Source organism: Aeromonas sobria, from assembly GCF_000820145.1.
In the GTDB taxonomy this organism is placed as follows: Bacteria; Pseudomonadota; Gammaproteobacteria; order Enterobacterales; family Aeromonadaceae; genus Aeromonas; species Aeromonas sobria.
Genome location: NZ_CDBW01000038.1, coordinates 1 through 16492 on the forward strand (window position 1 = coordinate 1; position 16492 = coordinate 16492).

Below are 16492 nucleotides of genomic sequence, written 5' to 3' on the forward strand. Positions count from 1 at the left end.
CCATATTCAGGACGGGACAGGTAAAAAGAAAAAGCCCCATGAAGTTCATGGGGCTTTCGCTTTCAATATGGCGGTGAGGGATTATTAGAGCACTACAGTTGCTAGCTGAATAAGAAGAAAGCGGCCAGATGGCCGCTTTCTTCAGGAGCGTTTTTAGCTCTTGCTGACGGTTGATGCCATTTTGCCAAACCAGTGCTCCGACAGCTTCTGCGCCTGTTTGACTTCCGGATTGGTCATTGCCGCTTCCAGCTCGTCCCGGGCCTGCACAGCCTCAGGCATCCCTTCTGTGGCTGCCAGTGAAAGCCAGGCATAGGCATGCACCCGGTTGCGCGGAGCCCCCAGCCCCTCTTCACGTAGTGTTCCCATACGATATTGCGCCATACGATCACCTTGTTGGGCCGCCTGGCGATACTGCTTGAGGGCCAGTGCGTAATCCTCTTTGCCACCTTGTCCCAGACGTAACATTTCACCGTAGGTGTACTGCGCGGCAATGTGTCCTTGTTGGGCGGCCTTGGCATAGCTGGCTCTGGCCTGCTCCAGTTCACCTTGCTCCTGCTGTAGTGCTCCCAGATCGAACCATGCCTTGGTCACGCCACCGTCAGCAGCCCGAGTTAACCAGTGGATCTGCTGCTCCCGGTCTACCTGCTGCAAACTCAATTGATATTCGGCCTCATGGGAGCCGTGTCCAGCGGCCAGCTCCAGCCAGTAACGACCCAAAGCGGGGTCTGCAGATACCTCTTCCCCTGCCAGATACGCCATCCCTAGCCAAAGTTCTGCTTCGGCAGAACCTGCTGTGGCGGCCCGCTGATAAGCCGTAAACGCATCGGCGGGAGCGGCCTGTTTGGCTTGCTGTAGTAAAGCATCGGGTTGCTGTTGAGCCGCGGCTTTATCGTTCCAGCGCTGCGCGAGATCTGGACGCTTGGCAACCCCTTTACCTTGCTGGTAGCGCTCACCCAACAGGTACTGGGCATCACGGTTACCCAGTTCTGCCGCTTTTTCTAACCATTTGACGGCATCAGCATCAGCTCCCGGTTGTTGGCTATACCACCGGGCCAGGACTAACTGCGCTTCGGCATGATCCCGCTTGGCGGCCTGCTCGAACCAATCGAGGCATTCGCTCGCCAGTTTGCCCTGATGCTGCTCCTGGCACATCAGCCCCAGCCGATAGCTGGCATTGGTGTTGCCAAGGCGAGCTGAACGCTGCCACCACTGAGTGGCCAGCACTGGATTTTTGGGCTCACCAAGCCCGGCCAGATACCAGTCGCCCACTTGCCATGCGGCGTTCGCGCGGATCTGCTGATCGGCGGCCAAAGGGCCTGACTGCTCAGCCGCCTGCTGCATCCAGTGCATGGCATTGGGGTAATCGGGTTGGGCCGCCAGACGTTTGGCCAGCTCATATTGAGCCTTGCCATTGCCCTGAGTGGCAGCTTGGGATAATTCGGCGTCAGTGAGTGACGTAGTAGAAGAGCAGGCAGCGAGCATACCGGTCGCCAGCGCCAGCCATAAAGCACGAAATTTCATGGAAAAATCTACTCTGAGTGAAAATGTTACGGATGAATCACTGCCATCTTGCAAGCGGGTTCGTTATGCGCCGCAGCCACCTGATGGGCATACAGCTGATGCGGCGCCTTCCCTGGCCATGAGCCTTGCCTGTCAGGTGGTCTGTTCTGCTCTATGCTGCTGCCTTATCATCATCCACCACAGCCTCAATGCCACGTGGAACGAAGAAGTTGTTGCTGCGGAGCATGGTGTTGGCCTGAGCGTCGAGCGTAGCGTGCTTGAGCTCCTTCGAGCTGAAGTCATGCATGAAATAGTTGAAGAATGCGTCAACAACACGTGGAACTCGTAGGGATTCATTAAAGTTCAACACTATTTTGGCTGCCTGCACCGTCTTGCTCCATGTCGGTTGATTCGCCACTATAGCGTCTGCGTCCCTGCCAACCTGCTCAAGCCAGCCCCAACGTGCCTTGAGTTCATCGCGTTCACTACCACGAGCAACCTCGAGGCGAGCCCGGTAGTCGAACAGCTTTTCTCCCAGCCAGATGCAGTAACAGTTCATATGCCGTTCGAAACCTGCCGGAGTCGGGTCGACCCGACCGGCCCACTTCTGGTAATAGTCGCTGAAATCCTGCACAGAGCGTCCAGCCAGGTTGTCCAGCATAACGAAGTAGCTCGCCACATATGGGTCTTTCTTGTTCAGAGTACGAAAGTTGGAGAACGGCACCTGAGCCCGACGAGCGGTATCAAACATCTTTCTAAGCGGCACCCGGCAAAGCTCGGCACTGGGCCGCTGTTCGTTAGGTAGTAAGCCCCCAGTAACATCTTCGCTGATGCCAGGGCAGAGCTCCTCCCGCCAACCTGACTTGAGCGGCCCAAGGGGCAGCAGGGGACGATAGTCACGACGTTCATGGGCGGCTACCAGATGCAGGGCTCGCTTGACGGCTGGGTGAAGGGGCTTGTTATAGTCGATCACCTTGGCACCCGCTACCACGCCTAATGGCACGCCAGCCGGATTCTTGGTCAACAGGCCTGCCCAGTCAGACACCTCTGCAACGGTATCCCCCATATCGAGCAGGCTACGCCGTGAGCTGTCGAAGAGGCCAGCGAAGATCACCTCTACCTTGCTCTCCTCGTAGCGGTACTCGTTGCCCACCTTGGTACAGACCGACTCCAGCAGCTCCTCGATAAAGCGGCGAGCCAGAGCTGCCCCCAGATCGGCCCCGAAGACCGACACCTGGATCAACTTGATGGGAAGCTGGTTCAGTTCTTTGGAAGCGGACACGCTCAGTTTGAACTTATTCTTGGCATAATCGACTCTGGCATCGACCCCAGTCATAAACAAGTCGGCTACCCACGGGAGATCCCGGATGGGGGCTATGGCCTCAACCAATGCTCGCTTGGCCGCATTTTTGGCCGCTGAGGCTGACGCCTCGAAACTGCTCTTCAGGGTCAGCATATCGCCAAGCTTATTGGTCAAAACCTTGCTCCAATCCCCTTTGACCGCCTCGACCACCGTTTCTTTGGCCTGACCTTTCAGATCGTCAAGGTAATCGCCAGCCAACGCCTTCTGCCTTGCATCCAGAATGCTGTCCAGTCGCTCAGCTGTGGTGTCATCAAGCTGCGTGCCCAAGCCAGGTATATAGACTTTGTCATAGGTATATGAAGATGTCAGTGCTGCGGTCATTTCCCTTGGATGCGCTCGAAACAGACGCCCTACATTGGTTAACCGCTGACTGTCCTCATCAATATTTATATTCCGCTGGCGGCCATCGAAGAAGAAGCCAATCTGCAATGCTAGAGAGCATGTGCCAATACCTGCCTGATGGAGGCTCTCCTCACGAGCTATACGGCAAGCTAAATCATCCCGGTCGATCATCTTCCTTTCCTCGTACGGTAGGTATCAACAATGCTATCCATCTCTACAACGCAGCTATGGGCCCAGCGTACCATCGGGGTATTGTCAGGCAGTATCAATACACAGAAATCATCCTGTCCCTTTTCCCGCTTGGGCATGGGCAAAGTGACTGAGTGCTTCTCTGGTCGTAATCCTTCTTTTTCTAGCTGATCCAACGTGGTACTCAGCAACCAATCGATCTTCACCGTGTCGCCGTCGATCCGATAGGGACCAGCACTACCACCGCCCGCATTTAATCCGTCAAACGCAAACGCATTACTGCCCATTTTACCGTTGACGTAGACGTAGCTGATGGGGCGATCCATCACGGAAGCAACGTCGATAGAGGCCCCGCCATGTCGCTCCTGCAACAGAAACGTCCATCCCAGCCAGAGCACCAGTACAATCGCACTCAACCAACGCCCCCAGCGGGGCATCAAGTCCCACGCAGCAGTAGCCATTGTGGAGATAAATCGTGTTAGGCTTCTTTCTACACTCATGTTTGTCTCTTTTGTTATTCCTGGGCCGAACGCTCAACCAGCGAGCTGGTGCCGCTGTCCACTTGATGTAGGCTATCTTCTCGATCAATACGGCACTTCTGGTCATCCCTATCCACCATGACTATTTCCTCGTCCGATAGGTATCAACAATGCTATCCAGCTCAACCGGGCAGCTATGGGCCCAACGAATCATCGGGGTATTGTCAGGTAGAATCAGTACACAAAAATCATCCTGCCCCTTCTCCCGCTTGGGCATGGGTAGAACAACGTTATACACTTCTGGCCTGTAACCAAGCTCGTCATACTGCTTGCGGGTCATCGCCAATTCCCATTTGATCTCGACCGTATCGCCCTCAATCCGGTAGGGACCCGCACTGCCGCCCCCACCAGCACCAAATCCGTCAAACGCATCCGTGTTGCTACCCATCTTGCCATTGACATAGACGTAGGTGATGGGCCGATCAATCACCGACATGAGCACAACTGAAGCCCCACCATGTCGCTCCTGCAACAGAAACGTCCATCCCAACCAGAGCACCAGTACAATGGCACTCAGCCAGCGTCCCCAGCGGGGCATCAAGTCCCACACAGCCGTGGCCATGGTGGAAATAAATCGTGTCAGGCTTCTTTCTACTGTCATGCTGATTGCTTGAGTTGCTCCAAGGCTGAGCGCCCACCTTCCAGATAGGCCAATCCCCAGAGTATTAACTGAGCGTCGCTTGCCCCTGCCTGCTTGGCCTTGTCGAGTACCTTGCGGACCATGGCCATCCGCTCACAGGGCGGAAACTGAGCAATATTATCCCCTGATTGCCAGAGAGCCAGCAGTCGATGGGCTTGCGGTGATCCTTCCAATGCTTGATAGAGAGCCGGGGTCAGTTGCACCAGAACTGGTTCTGCCGGGGGGATAGACAAGACCAGCTCACGCCAGTTGCCATTGCACTCCCGCAGCCACCAACGACTGATGCCACCAAAGATACCGCCAAGCCAGGGGGTATCCTGCTGCTCAAGCAGCAAGGGCAAGGCGTCAGGGGTATAGAACCGCAGCAGCATACTGAACTTGCCGTTTGGTTCTATCACTCTTACTCCCAGAGCCAACTGCTCTTGCAGTGCTTCAACAGGTCGCTCGCTGTCAATCAGCCCCACGATATGCCCCTGCTCGGCGAGTTCAGCCAGCAAGCCTTCATCCTGTTGCGAGCACTGCCAGAGCCAGGGGCCCAGATTGACCAGCTCAAACAGGTCATCGTGCAGATAGAGCGGCAAAAACAGCCCCTCACTCATCTTCTCTCGCTGCTCGGCACTAAGATGGGCCGCTTCGATAAGCGCAACTGCCTTTCCTTCACGCCAGATTGATTCAGGTAGCATCTTACTCTCCCTTCACCACGGCATCGCCCTGAGCCATGGCTCTCAGCATGCAAGGAATGCAGACCGGTTTTTCAAGGGGCGGCATGGCCTTAAACAGCGGTGGCTTGGGTGGGGCAACAACCTCAACCGCACCGGGCTGGATCGGCATCTGCCCGGCCCAACCGGAGCCAGAGCCCGGGCTACCGCCGGAGTTCATCTTGATGGAGCCGCCAGAGAGGGTCACGCCACCGGCATCAATCTTGACAAAGCTGCCGCCGACTTTGAGGGTCAGTTCGGCGCCTGCCTCCATCACGATTTTCATGCCCGCTTTGTGGTGTACCTCGTTGCCAGCATCAACCAACAATGACTGCCCCAGTTTCTGGTGCATGGAAGCATCCACCGTCAGCGAATAGTCAGCCTTGATCTGGTCGCGCTTCTCGCCTTCTACCGTCAGGTGGTCATTGGCCTTGATGCGGGTCACACGTTCATTGTCGATATCAGTGTGCTGGTCGTGCTTGATATGCCAAGCTGCGTCGTTCTCTATCAGCACATTCAGGTCTTTCTGACCGTGAATGTAAATCTCTTCCTGCCCCGCCTGATCTTCAAAACGCAGCTCATTGAAGCCCTCACCCTGGTGGGTTTCGGTACGCAGCACGGTGCGAGTCTTGTTGGCTGGCAACTCGTAGGGCGGTCGGTTAGTGGCGTGATAGGTACGACCCGTCACGATGGGCTGGTCGGGGTCCCCTTCAAGGAACTCGACAATGACCTCGTGGCCAATACGCGGAATCGCCATCATGCCGTATTGGCCACCGGCCCAGCCCTGGCTCACCCGTACCCAGCAGGAGCTCATATCGTTGCTCGAGCCATAGCGGTCCCAAGGGAACTGCAGTTTGACCCGCCCATGCTCGTCGCAGTAAATCTCTTCCCCGTCGGGGCCGACCACGCTGGCGATTTGCGGGCCATCCACCATCGGCTTATGGGGGGCCTCGGGGCTGCCGATGCGCGCTCGCCAGGTGGTGCTCGCTTTGACCACCCCAAATTCGTTGTGGTAGACGGTCGGGCCACTGCCACCCTCTTCCTCCAGCGCCTGCGGCTGTTCACCGATGTGGCGGATATGGACGATTTGCCAATCGGTGTTGAGGCTGCCATTGGGGTGTTCGGTCAGTGAAAACGTCTGGCCCGGCAACAGAGCCGCGCTGTTGGACTTGCCACTGCCCGCTACCGCGTCGTTGCGCAGGGCATCGAGCCGATGCTGGGCAAACGCCTTGCCGCTGCCGTCCTGCTTGTAGCGACCCGGATAATCGAAGTGCTGGTAGGTATCGCGCTGGTGCTCCAGCTCTGCCCCCATTTTCTTCTGGGAGAGGCCATAGGCCGGGGTCTTGAAGCTGTAGTCTTTCAGCTCCACATCCGAGGGGCGCACCGCTTCGCGGTAGTGGAACTGGCGAACATAGGCGCCCTGTTCCAGCGAGCGGTTGCCGAGATTGAAGAACAGCTCAGGGCCAGCGGTTAATGCCGCCGCATCGTCGGCAAACACGATGCGATGTTTGCCTGCTTCAAACTCGTGGAAGTAGAAGAGCCCCTCTTCGGCGGCAAGGCGGTTAGCGAAATCGAGGTCGGTCTCGCGGTATTGAACGCAGTATTCCCGCTGGGCATGCTCGTTTTTCAGGGCAAATGCGTAGTCGGTGATGCCGTGCTCTTGCAGCAAAATAGAGAGGATTTCGTCGGGCTTTTGTGCCTGGAAGATGCGGGAGTTTTGGCGCAGGCCCAATCGCCACAGCGTAGGTTTGACCTCGAGGCTATAACGGGTGCGGCGAAAGCCGCTGTCCCCTTGGGCAAACTCGCTCACTACCCCGCAGACGCGCCGTTGCAACTCGCCGTTGTACCAAACCATCAGCTCGCAGGGCTGGTCCAGTACGGCGCCAAAGTCGACATCGGGCTGGCTACTTGCCAACTCCAGCTGCAGGTTGAACGGTCGGTTCAACCCCTCGTCCAACTGGAAACTGGCCACCACGAAGGTGCCCTCGGGCAGCGCCCCCACCTTGACGGTGAATTGTAATCCTGTGCTTTGCGCCATGACTCTGTTCCTTATCCTGCCTGTCCGCTACCGGAACCAATCACCACGCCACCACAATCCACTGCCGTGCCGGTAACGGCGATGGGTTTGCCGTTCACCAATACCGAGCCAACACCGCTGGCAATGGCCCGTGGGTGCGGTGGGTTGTTGGGCTTGTCGTGGGGCGCCAGCGGATCACCTTGCCGAGCCACCGGCTTGCCATCGAGGAACACGTCGGGACTTGCAGCAATCACCGGGGTCGGAGGGAAGCCGTCGTGGTCGGTGCCAATATCACCGAGCAGTGCGATCGCGGGGCACATAGTCATTCTCCATATGAGCGGGGACAAGCAACGGCATCATCCCTCATGCCCCTGCGACAACGGTGTGATACGCAGGGGCTTGAATTAAGCAGAACAGGCCACAGCACAAACTATGCCATTCAGCGCACTAAGCATTAATTAAATTAAATCAACAGGTTATCGTGCAACAGCAGATAGCTGGGTGACCTAATCGCAAGGAATTGCGCAAACGAGGCAATCCCTCTGCGAAAAGTTGCATCCATGGTGGATCACTCCATCATGCGAGCAACAAATTGCGCCAATCAGATAAATCAACTACCCGAGAGTCCCTGCTGTAGCTGGTAAAGCCGAATATTGAGTGCTTTCAAGTCACTCTCTATCCCTTTCAGCTCGGCGGCCGTAATAGGCTCCTGTGATGCTTTTCTCGCCTCCAGCTCGTTCAAGCGCAAACTGAACGGGATCTCCTGCATCAGGTTCTTCTGTACCTCATACAGCTGAGACTTGAGGTAGGAGATGGTCACCGTCTTGCGCTGACGCTCCAGCTCCAGCAGCTGATCGAGCAGGGCATCGACTCCGGCGCGAGCCTCCAGATAGGTCGGCACCCGGTTGAGATCCCCCTGCTGGCCAGCCAGTGCCGTCTGCCACTGCTTATCAAGCGCTTTGACCGCCAGCGAGTCGGGATAGAGCATCTGCAGCGAATTACGCAGCCCCTCGCCATAGCGATACCAGTAGAGCGGCGAGGCCTGCTCCAACCGTCCCAGCTGGGCCTGATAACGCGACACCAGCTCGCTCTCCATCCCTTGCAGGGTCTGCTCCCCCAGCACGATGCGCGCCTGGCGAATGTCGTCATAACTCAGGGCCTGCGGCAACTCTGTGGCGGGTTGTTGCAACCGCTGCGCCGCGATAGCTTTCTCTTGCTGCAGATGTTGCCAGCCAAACCACCCCATCATGGGCAAGGCACAGGTGAGCAGACCACAGCCAAACCAGAACCAGGCTGGCCGCTGTTTACGATGCTGCTCAATCTTGAGCACGGTCGGCTTCATCTGCCCCTTCTCGCGCCCCACCAGAATGCTGCCCTGAGGCAGGTGCTGGGCCGCCGCCCCGACAGAGGCGCCGTGGTCACTATCCATGTCGGATTTGAAGAAGACCATCGGCGGGATCTGCAGCTCATCCTTGAGGCCCGGATCGTCGGAGACGATGACGATCTCGGTCTCGTCAAACAGATGGGTATAGCCCTCGATGAAGTGCACCAGATTCTCGACCCTGGGAATGCGGCTCAAGCCCGTGTTGTGCAGCTTCTCGCTGATAAGTTGCAGCGCCCGCTCACAGCGGTAGATCAGCCGCTTGTCCTCATGGCTGATCTGGTATTGGCGGATCACGTCGCTGACGCGGGCGATAAACCAGTCGAGCATCTCGATACGGGCCCGCTCCTGATGCACCGGCGGCCAGAAACTCTCCCACTGGGTGACGATCAGGTTGGCAAGAAACTCGCACCCTTCGGTAAAGCCGCTCAGCCCCTGAAGACGGGATCGCGCCAGAGTGAAGTAGATGGCGGTTTGCAGATCCACCCCATGCTTTTCAAAGATTTGGCTGGCGAGCTGATGGATCCTGACCCAATCCACCTCGGGTCGGGAGGCGTGGCTGAGCTTGTTGATTTCGGCGCGCAGCGCCTCGTATTCCGGCAACATTCTGGGGTCACGCCCCACTTTCAATGCCTGCTGGCCTTGTTGATTCTGTGACATATCGGATTCCAAAATGCGGGGGGCATGGCGCCCCCCAACATGATCAATAGAGGGATTCAGGTAAGCTGAACTGGCTGAACAGGCCGCCGGTGAAGGGGTTCTGGGCGCTGTCGGTATAGACCCGATAGGTCATGGCCCCCTGATCCACCGGGAAGCGCACATCAAAGGTGGCCTCGTTGACCTGGGTCAGCTCCCCCTTGTCCATCAGACGGAACATGGCCCAGGGACCGACAAAGCCTTCGCTGCGCGGTGAACGTTCACGGGCAGCAGGCACCAGGGTGATCTTGCTCTCGGCCCCGTCGCGCATGGTGTTTGGCCACACCAGCGGGATCTTGTTGCGACGACCGTGGGCATACTCCAGCAACTGGCCATCAAGGTTGAGCACACTGCGCCGCTTGTTGGCGGTGAGCTCGATAGGCTCGAGGGCAAATTGCACCTCCAGATTGCCCTGCTGGCTGAAGAAGATCTGGCGGATCCGCGCGGCCCGATCCAGCTGCTTGATCAGCTCGGCCTGAATCGGTGAGCTCAGTTCCCCCTCCATCAAGCCCCCCTCCACCATGGGTTTGAGGTTGACCTGATAGAAGCTATCCAGGGTGCCACCGGGGGCAAAGAAGCGTTCCATCTCGGAGAGAGGCACATCCTTGACAGAACCCGGGTTGAACGGATAGCGATCCGCCAGCTGGCTGTTGAAGGGCGTCAGCACCTTCGCCTGCCACTCCTGATTAAGGGATGACATCGCCAGATCAATCACCAGTTGCGAGCTCTGATCAGCCAGCTGACCCACCCAGCGATTGAGTGGCTCTGGCAGACCACGGGCATACTGCTGCAGGGCAAAGACCGGATCGGCGTACTTGTTGGTCAAACGCAGCTGCACCGCCTTGAGGGCCGACTGCCCCGGCTCGGTGGCATTGACGATCAGCTCCATATAGTGCTGCAGCTCAATCAGCTTCTGGTTCACTTCAGAAATCAGCGGCCCCTGCTCGCCACGGCCGGTCAAGGCGCCATTGGTAGCCATAAAGGGACGCCCGATCCGGGCGGTGATCGCCTGCGCCGGATCCCCTTCCGCATCGGAGATCTTGCGAATGCGGGTGTTGTCATCCAGCGAGGCCAGCACCCGTTGGAACGGCTGGTCGTTGCCGGTGATGGCGGAGAGCACATCAAGCGCCTGCTCGGGACTGGCAAGGGTCTGCACATCCAGATTGGTCAGCAATTTTTGCCACTGGTTGACGTAATCGGTGACATAGCGGTCGTTGACCTGACGGGCGATCTCCTTGCGATCCGCCTCGCTCAACTGGCTCAGCTTGCGCTGACCCAGCACCCAGGCATCCATGGCGGTGAGATCGATCAGCGCCTTGTCCTGCTTGAGGAAGAAGTCACTGAAGCCGGGCCAGGTCAACAAACGCGGCATCTGACCAGCACTCTCGTTGCGCAGGGCAAACACGGTGTCGAAGGTGGGGCCCACCTCGTCACGGACATTGAGATCCGGCGGCAACACATCGCCCGCCTTCACCACCAGATTCTGATAGACCCGCTGATACATGGGCAATTTGCCCAGTTCACGTTGGGCGCCATAGACAGGCTCCTTGAACGGAATGAAAGCGGTGATGGCGGCCTGGTCACGGGCGGCGCGAGCACCATGCCAATCGGTATGGTCGAGGGCGTAATCAAGATGCCCCCTCAGCTGATCCTGCACCACCCCTTGCCCTGGGAAAGCGCGCTGCCAGCGGCTGGCCATGTACTGCTCCACCAGCTCCTTGTTGCGACCGGAGGCATCATCCAGCATCCGCATCACCCGCAGAATGGAGAGCTTCTCCTCGCTGCCAGCCGGTGCCCGATTGAGATCCTCCAGCAGCCCCTGCATCTGGGCTGGCATGAAGCGCAAGTTCAGCAGTTGCAGGTAGGAACCTTCCACATAAGGGCCTATTTCGCTCCCCTGATAGAGGCCAAGATCGGCCACCAGCGGCATGCGATCGCGATAGTTGCCAAACGAGAGGGTCGCCTCGCGGATAAGATTGAGTCGTGGCAGCTGACTGACGCCGAAGGCATGTTCGTCTGCGACCTCATTGGTCTCGGTGAACGCTTGCGCCTTGGTCAGTACATTGTGACCCGCCTCCTCGTTAACCCGGTAGAAGTAGTGCCAACCACCGATCAGGGCTGCCGAGAAGAGCGACAGGCAGCCGAGGCCAATGGCCATCCGGCGGCGACGATAGAGGGTATGCAGCCGGTTTTCTCCGGCCAGATGGGCCTCGGGGAAGATGATCGAGGAGAAGAGCTTGCGCACGAAATAGGTGTTGGACTCGCCGCGCAGGGCGGAGTGAATAGGCTCGGGCAAGCTGTAACGCCGGGCAGCGGCCTGAGCAAAGGCATCGAACGGGACACCTTGCTGATAGACGGAGCTGATATAGACGCCGCGCACCAGCAGTGGCTTGCTCTCTTCAATGGTCAGGGTTTCATCGAGCAGGCTGGTCACATAATCCTTGAGACCTGCCAATTGACGGACAAACGAGAACAGGGCGTTGCGCTGGGCAGCATCGAGCCGGGATAGCATCATCTCCGGCAAATTGCGGTTGAGATTGTCGACCCACTGATCCCAGAACAGGGCCAAGTCTTGCTGCCAGGATTTACCCTGACTGCTGCCGGGGTTGAAGGTCACCCCCAGCACGGCGTCACGGGCCTCTTTATCCAGCTGCTCATAAACCACATCAAAGCCACGCAGCATGTCGAGTTTGGTGAAGGCGACATAGAGCGGCAGCCGGGTATTCATGGTGGCCGATACCTCTTGCAACCGGGCACGCATCAGCTGGGCATATGCCTTGCGCTCGGCCACGCTGGCCGCGGACAGCCATGCCAAATCAACGGTCAGTACCAGCCCATTGAGGGGCTGACGACGACGATGCTCGTTGAGCCAGTTCAGCAGATGCAGCCAGAGCCGCTCATGCTTGCGAGCTTGCGGATCCAGCTCGGGCTCGGCTTGTGACAACAGCGTACCGGCCGGATCCAGCATCACCGCTTGCTCACCCAGCCAGCAATCGATCAGCTGACCTTGCGCCACGTCCCGCAGTTCGGTGTCGAGTCTGGGGTTGAGTTTGTTGGCCGGGTTGGCACGGTGGATCAGGCTGCTCTTACCGCTGCCGGGCAGACCCAGCACCAGATACCAGGGCATGGCGTAGATCGCCCCCTTGCCAAGATGTTCAGCCAGGGCTTGCAACCAGCGGTTAAGGAACAAAGCCTGCTTGTCGACGAGCCCTTTGACCGGGTCCTGTTCCAGCACCACTTCGTGCTGGCGTTCGGCTTTGAGCTGCTTCATCTTGCGCCATACCCGCCAGGAGAGTACCCCCAGCAGTAACCAGAGCCAGAGCAGGGTAAACACCACCCGCCCCCACAAGGACTCGAATGGTTTGGCATCACGGATCTCGATGCGAGACCCCAGCCACCACACCAGGATCAGGGCGACAACCCACAGCACCACTCCGAGCAGGGGCCAGGAGGGTTTCAGTTTCGGCAGCTGTTGCCGCAGAAAGGTAAAGATGGTTTTGAACATAAAATGTGATCCAACTCCGACTCAATGACTCATTTCGGCACTTATTTCGGCAAATGGGTGGCATAGGGGGCCAGGCGGCTGACCAGCCCGGGCTCCCACTGCGACAACCCAAGGCGATCTGCCTCTTGCCACAAGTGTTGATATTGTTGGCGCGCAAGCGCCTCCATGCCTTCCTGCTCCAACAACTCCGCCTGCACCAACTGGGCATGGAAGCGGGCTCTTGGCTCTTTCATCTGTGCCATCCGCTCATCAAGCAGGGCGAGCGCGGCGGCAACCCCCTGCTCCCCATGACGCAGGGCGACCTCCTCGGCCAGCTCGGCCTGTCCGCTGCCGCCCCCACTGCCCTTGGCAGGCTGCAACCAGCGACTGCACTCGGGGGAGAGAAACGGGGAGCCATCGCTGAAGGTGAGATCCCGCAGCGCTGGCAGGCGCTGCAAAAACACATCCAGCTCATCCATGATCGCCTGTGCCACTGCGCCATATCCCAGCTTCTGGGCCACCTCGGCCGATAGGTAATGCCCCTCGAACCAGTAAGGGGCCAGGGTCAGGCTCTGCTCGATGCGTTGCCAGAGCGCCAGATCTGGCGTGGCCAGGGCAGCGCGATACTCATCCACCATGTCTGCCGACATGGAGGCCAGCTGGGTTTTGTTCCCCTGCGCCGTCATCGGCGGGGTGGTGATGCCGGCCCAGATGGCGTGACGACGCAGCCGATAACCGATCGCCGCCTCTGGCTGGCGCTCAATCAGTAGCTCCACCACCTTGAGCTGGGTCTGTCGCCATGCCCGATCGTTGGAGCTGTCGATCTCGACTCCGGAGCCCTTGCTGCTGCCACTGAGCACCATGGTGCCCGCCATACCGCTCGCACTGGCGGTGGCTGCAACCGTGCTGCTCGACGGTTGGCCACCGGCATCTGCCTGGGCCTGGGCAACCTGCTGTCGCTGGGCCCGCTTCAACCCCATCATCAGGGGATCAAGCAGATCGCCCTTGTCAGGGCACTGGGCCAGCCAGACGGCCTCCAGCTGCTCTGCCTGCACTAGCAACTGAGCCAGCTCGGCCGCCGAGGCGCTCTCGCTCACCCTCGGCAGGGCCCCCTCGAAGCGCTTGATGATCTGCACCATCAATCGCTGCTTCTGGGTTGCATTCCCCGGCCAGGCCAACAGCCAATAGGCCTTGATCCAGGCCTCCAGCAAACTGAACGCCGCCCCCATCGGGGTCGCTTTGGCCGGGTGCTGCAGGCAACGCAGCAGCTGGGCCAGCACCCGCATATCCTTGGTGCGGCTCTCCAGCAACCCCAGACAGGTTTCAGCTACCGCATTGAGATCGACCTGGCTGTGGGCAAGGGAGCCCAACTTGACCAGCTCGGTCTCCACATAGTCCCAGCGCGGCTCATCGGCCAGCACGGCACCTTTGATCTGGGCATCCGGCAAAGTGGCCAGCAGGCGGGCACACCAAGGGTGTTGATAGCTCATCTTCCCCCCTACCAGCGACACTGTTGGCGCACCGGTATCAGTGCCTCTTTCAAGCCGCTGAGATCGACCCGCAGCAAGGCGCCATTGGCCGCCTGAACCTGCAATTCACGATGGCCGATCCAGCGTTTGAGCTCCTCGATGGCAGGCAGGCCGCGGCCATATTCGAGCAGCAATCCCTGATCGCGGATAAACCAGCTCTGGCTGCTATGAGCAGTTTGCCCATCAAGCGCAACCTCGACGGTCTCGCCGCGCCACGGAGCATCCAGCCGCAAGCGGATATGGGTGATGCTGTTGACGCAACCGATCGCCAAGGTGGCACCGCGCAGGGCCGGGCGGGTCAGTACCGCCGTGCCGCTCTCCTCATCCTGTCGCAACAGGAAGGGGGAGCTATCCGGCACACGGGCCAGCTCCTGCACCTCTATCGCCAGCCAGGCTGGAGATTTAGTGCTCTCCTTGCTGCCTGATGGCGTCACCTCATTGCCAAGGGCGTCATAGCATGCGAGCCGGATCAGAGGGGATGGCTCGCGCCGACAAGCTTGCCACGCCGCCATATCGAAGGGTGGCACCGCACTGCCGGTCGCCAGCAGCAGGGGCAACAAACCGATGATGCTCATCAGTTCACCTCCAGTTTCTGGCACTTGTGATCCAGGGTGCGCTTGGGAATATTGAGGCTCTCGGCCACCAGCATGCGATTGCCCTGAAAGTAACGCAGACGCGCTTCAATCACCGACGCTTCGTACTGCTGCATGGCACGGCGCAGATCGCGGATATGGTTGTAATCGTCCAGCGTATCGGGCAATTCGGCACAGACCCGATCCCGCAGCTCCGGCGGCAAGGCGCCAAGCCCCACCTCTTCACCGTGACGGGTGTGGGCACAAGCTACCTCCAGCAGGTTGCGCAGCTCGCGCACGTTGCCGGGGAAGTCGTAACTTTGCAGCTGCTTGAGGAACTTGCGCTGCAAGCCAGCCAGCCCCTTGTCATCCTGGGCGGCAAACTGGGCCATGAAGTGCTGGCAGAGCAGCGGCACATCCTCGATGTGTTCGCGCAAGGGGGCGATCAGCAGCAGACACTGGCAGAGACGGTGGTAGAGGTCGGCACGGAACTGCCCCTCCTCCACATGACGGGTAAGCGGCTGATGGGTGGCGGCAATCAGGCGAAAATCGGAGTGATATTCCTGCTCTGCCCCAAGCGGCCGGTAGCTGCGGGTTTCCAGCACCCGTAGCAGCTTGGCCTGCATGGCGGCGGGCATGTCGCCCACTTCATCGAGAAACAGGGTGCCACCATTGGCTTGGGCCACCAGCCCGGTCTTGTTGGAGAGGGCGCCGGAGAAAGCCCCTTTTTGATAACCGAACAGCTCGCTCTCGATGAGATTCTCGGGGATGGCGGCACAGTTGATGGCGACGAACGGCTTGGCGGCGCGCTCGGAGCACTGGTGCACCAAACGGGCGACCACCTCCTTGCCACTGCCGGTCTCCCCCTGAATGAGCACGGTCAGCTTGTGCTGGCCCGCCTGGGCGATCTGCTCGCGCAGGCCGCGGATCACCGCCGACTGACCAACCAGCTGATCCCCCAGCAACTTCTCGTGCTGGCGCTGGCGCTCCCCCTCGCCCTTTATCTGACGCAGGGAGTCGCGTAGCACGTTCTGATCCCGGCGGCTACGCCCCAGATCGCGGATCAGGGTTAGCTGGTTGCAAAAGACCTGAGCCAGACTGGCCAGCTCGGGGCGAGCCGCCCACTCCTGCAGCACATCGCCGCTGTCCATCATCGCCAGCACGGCAAACGGCTTGCCGTTGCCATCATTGAGGGGAAAGACGTGCAGGCCGCACTGCTGGCCAAGGTTGGCCAGCAGTGCGCGAAAACCGGCATGCTCGATGCGGGCACCCCCATGGAGGGAGTCCCAGGTGCGGGACTGGGCCTTGTGCAGTGCATAGGCAAGTGGATGAGAGAAATCATCCACCGCCAGCACCAGCGCCACCTCCTGCCCCTTGACCCACCCTTTGCACTCCAGCTGACGGCCACTCACGTCCAGCATGCCAAGCAGCAGACCTTTGGGCTGGAAGCTGGCATGGAGGGTCGAGCTCCACCAGTGGCAGAGATGTTGTTCATCCCGTTGCGAAGTGAGCGCGAGGGCGAATGCGAGGGCTTGCTCCATG

General features: G+C 59.2%; 12 protein-coding genes. All 12 read right to left on the reverse strand.

Annotated elements, in window-relative coordinates:
* Positions 1-153: 153 nt before the first annotated feature.
* The 12 genes from BN1135_RS16715 to BN1135_RS16770 all read right to left on the reverse strand — a co-directional run bounded on the left by BN1135_RS16715 (position 154) and on the right by BN1135_RS16770 (position 16491).
* Complete coding sequence (locus tag BN1135_RS16715; RefSeq protein WP_042023019.1) at positions 154-1521, reverse strand: tetratricopeptide repeat protein; 1368 nt, start codon at positions 1519-1521, stop codon at positions 154-156.
* Positions 1522-1672: 151 nt separating this feature from the next.
* Positions 1673-3130, reverse strand: coding sequence for a DUF2235 domain-containing protein (locus BN1135_RS16720; protein WP_223290152.1), 1458 nt, complete (start codon positions 3128-3130; stop codon positions 1673-1675).
* Positions 3131-3372: 242 nt separating this feature from the next.
* On the reverse strand, positions 3373-3894 hold the full coding sequence (locus BN1135_RS16725) for a membrane protein (protein WP_042023021.1): 522 nt from the start codon (positions 3892-3894) through the stop codon (positions 3373-3375).
* Between the two features lie 121 nt (positions 3895-4015).
* The gene (locus BN1135_RS16730; protein ID WP_042023022.1) at positions 4016-4534 is read right to left on the reverse strand and encodes a membrane protein; all 519 of its coding nucleotides are present in this window, start codon (positions 4532-4534) and stop codon (positions 4016-4018) included.
* Positions 4531-5256, reverse strand: a complete 726-nt coding sequence (locus BN1135_RS16735) for a DUF4123 domain-containing protein (protein ID WP_042023023.1) — start codon at positions 5254-5256, stop codon at positions 4531-4533. Before BN1135_RS16735 ends, BN1135_RS16730 begins: the two co-directional genes overlap by 4 nt.
* 1 nt (position 5257) lies before the next feature.
* Entirely contained in the window at positions 5258-7309 is a 2052-nt protein-coding gene (locus BN1135_RS16740; RefSeq protein WP_042023024.1) for a type VI secretion system Vgr family protein, read from the reverse strand.
* Between the two features lie 11 nt (positions 7310-7320).
* The gene (locus BN1135_RS16745) at positions 7321-7608 is read right to left on the reverse strand and encodes a type VI secretion system PAAR protein (protein WP_042023025.1); all 288 of its coding nucleotides are present in this window, start codon (positions 7606-7608) and stop codon (positions 7321-7323) included.
* Positions 7609-7898: 290 nt separating this feature from the next.
* Positions 7899-9329 (reverse strand): VasL domain-containing protein, encoded by a 1431-nt coding sequence (locus BN1135_RS16750; RefSeq protein WP_042023026.1) that lies wholly within the window; start codon positions 9327-9329, stop codon positions 7899-7901.
* A 43-nt stretch (positions 9330-9372) separates the two neighbouring features.
* Complete coding sequence (tssM, locus tag BN1135_RS16755; RefSeq protein ID WP_042023027.1) at positions 9373-12870, reverse strand: type VI secretion system membrane subunit TssM; 3498 nt, start codon at positions 12868-12870, stop codon at positions 9373-9375.
* 41 nt (positions 12871-12911) lie between these two features.
* Positions 12912-14339 (reverse strand): type VI secretion system protein TssA, encoded by a 1428-nt coding sequence (tssA, locus tag BN1135_RS16760; RefSeq protein WP_042023028.1) that lies wholly within the window; start codon positions 14337-14339, stop codon positions 12912-12914.
* Between the two features lie 8 nt (positions 14340-14347).
* Positions 14348-14953, reverse strand: a complete 606-nt coding sequence (vasI, locus tag BN1135_RS16765) for a type VI secretion system-associated protein VasI (RefSeq protein ID WP_042023029.1) — start codon at positions 14951-14953, stop codon at positions 14348-14350.
* The gene (locus BN1135_RS16770; protein WP_042023030.1) at positions 14953-16491 is read right to left on the reverse strand and encodes a sigma-54 interaction domain-containing protein; all 1539 of its coding nucleotides are present in this window, start codon (positions 16489-16491) and stop codon (positions 14953-14955) included. Before BN1135_RS16770 ends, vasI begins: the two co-directional genes overlap by 1 nt.
* Position 16492 lies beyond the last annotated feature (1 nt).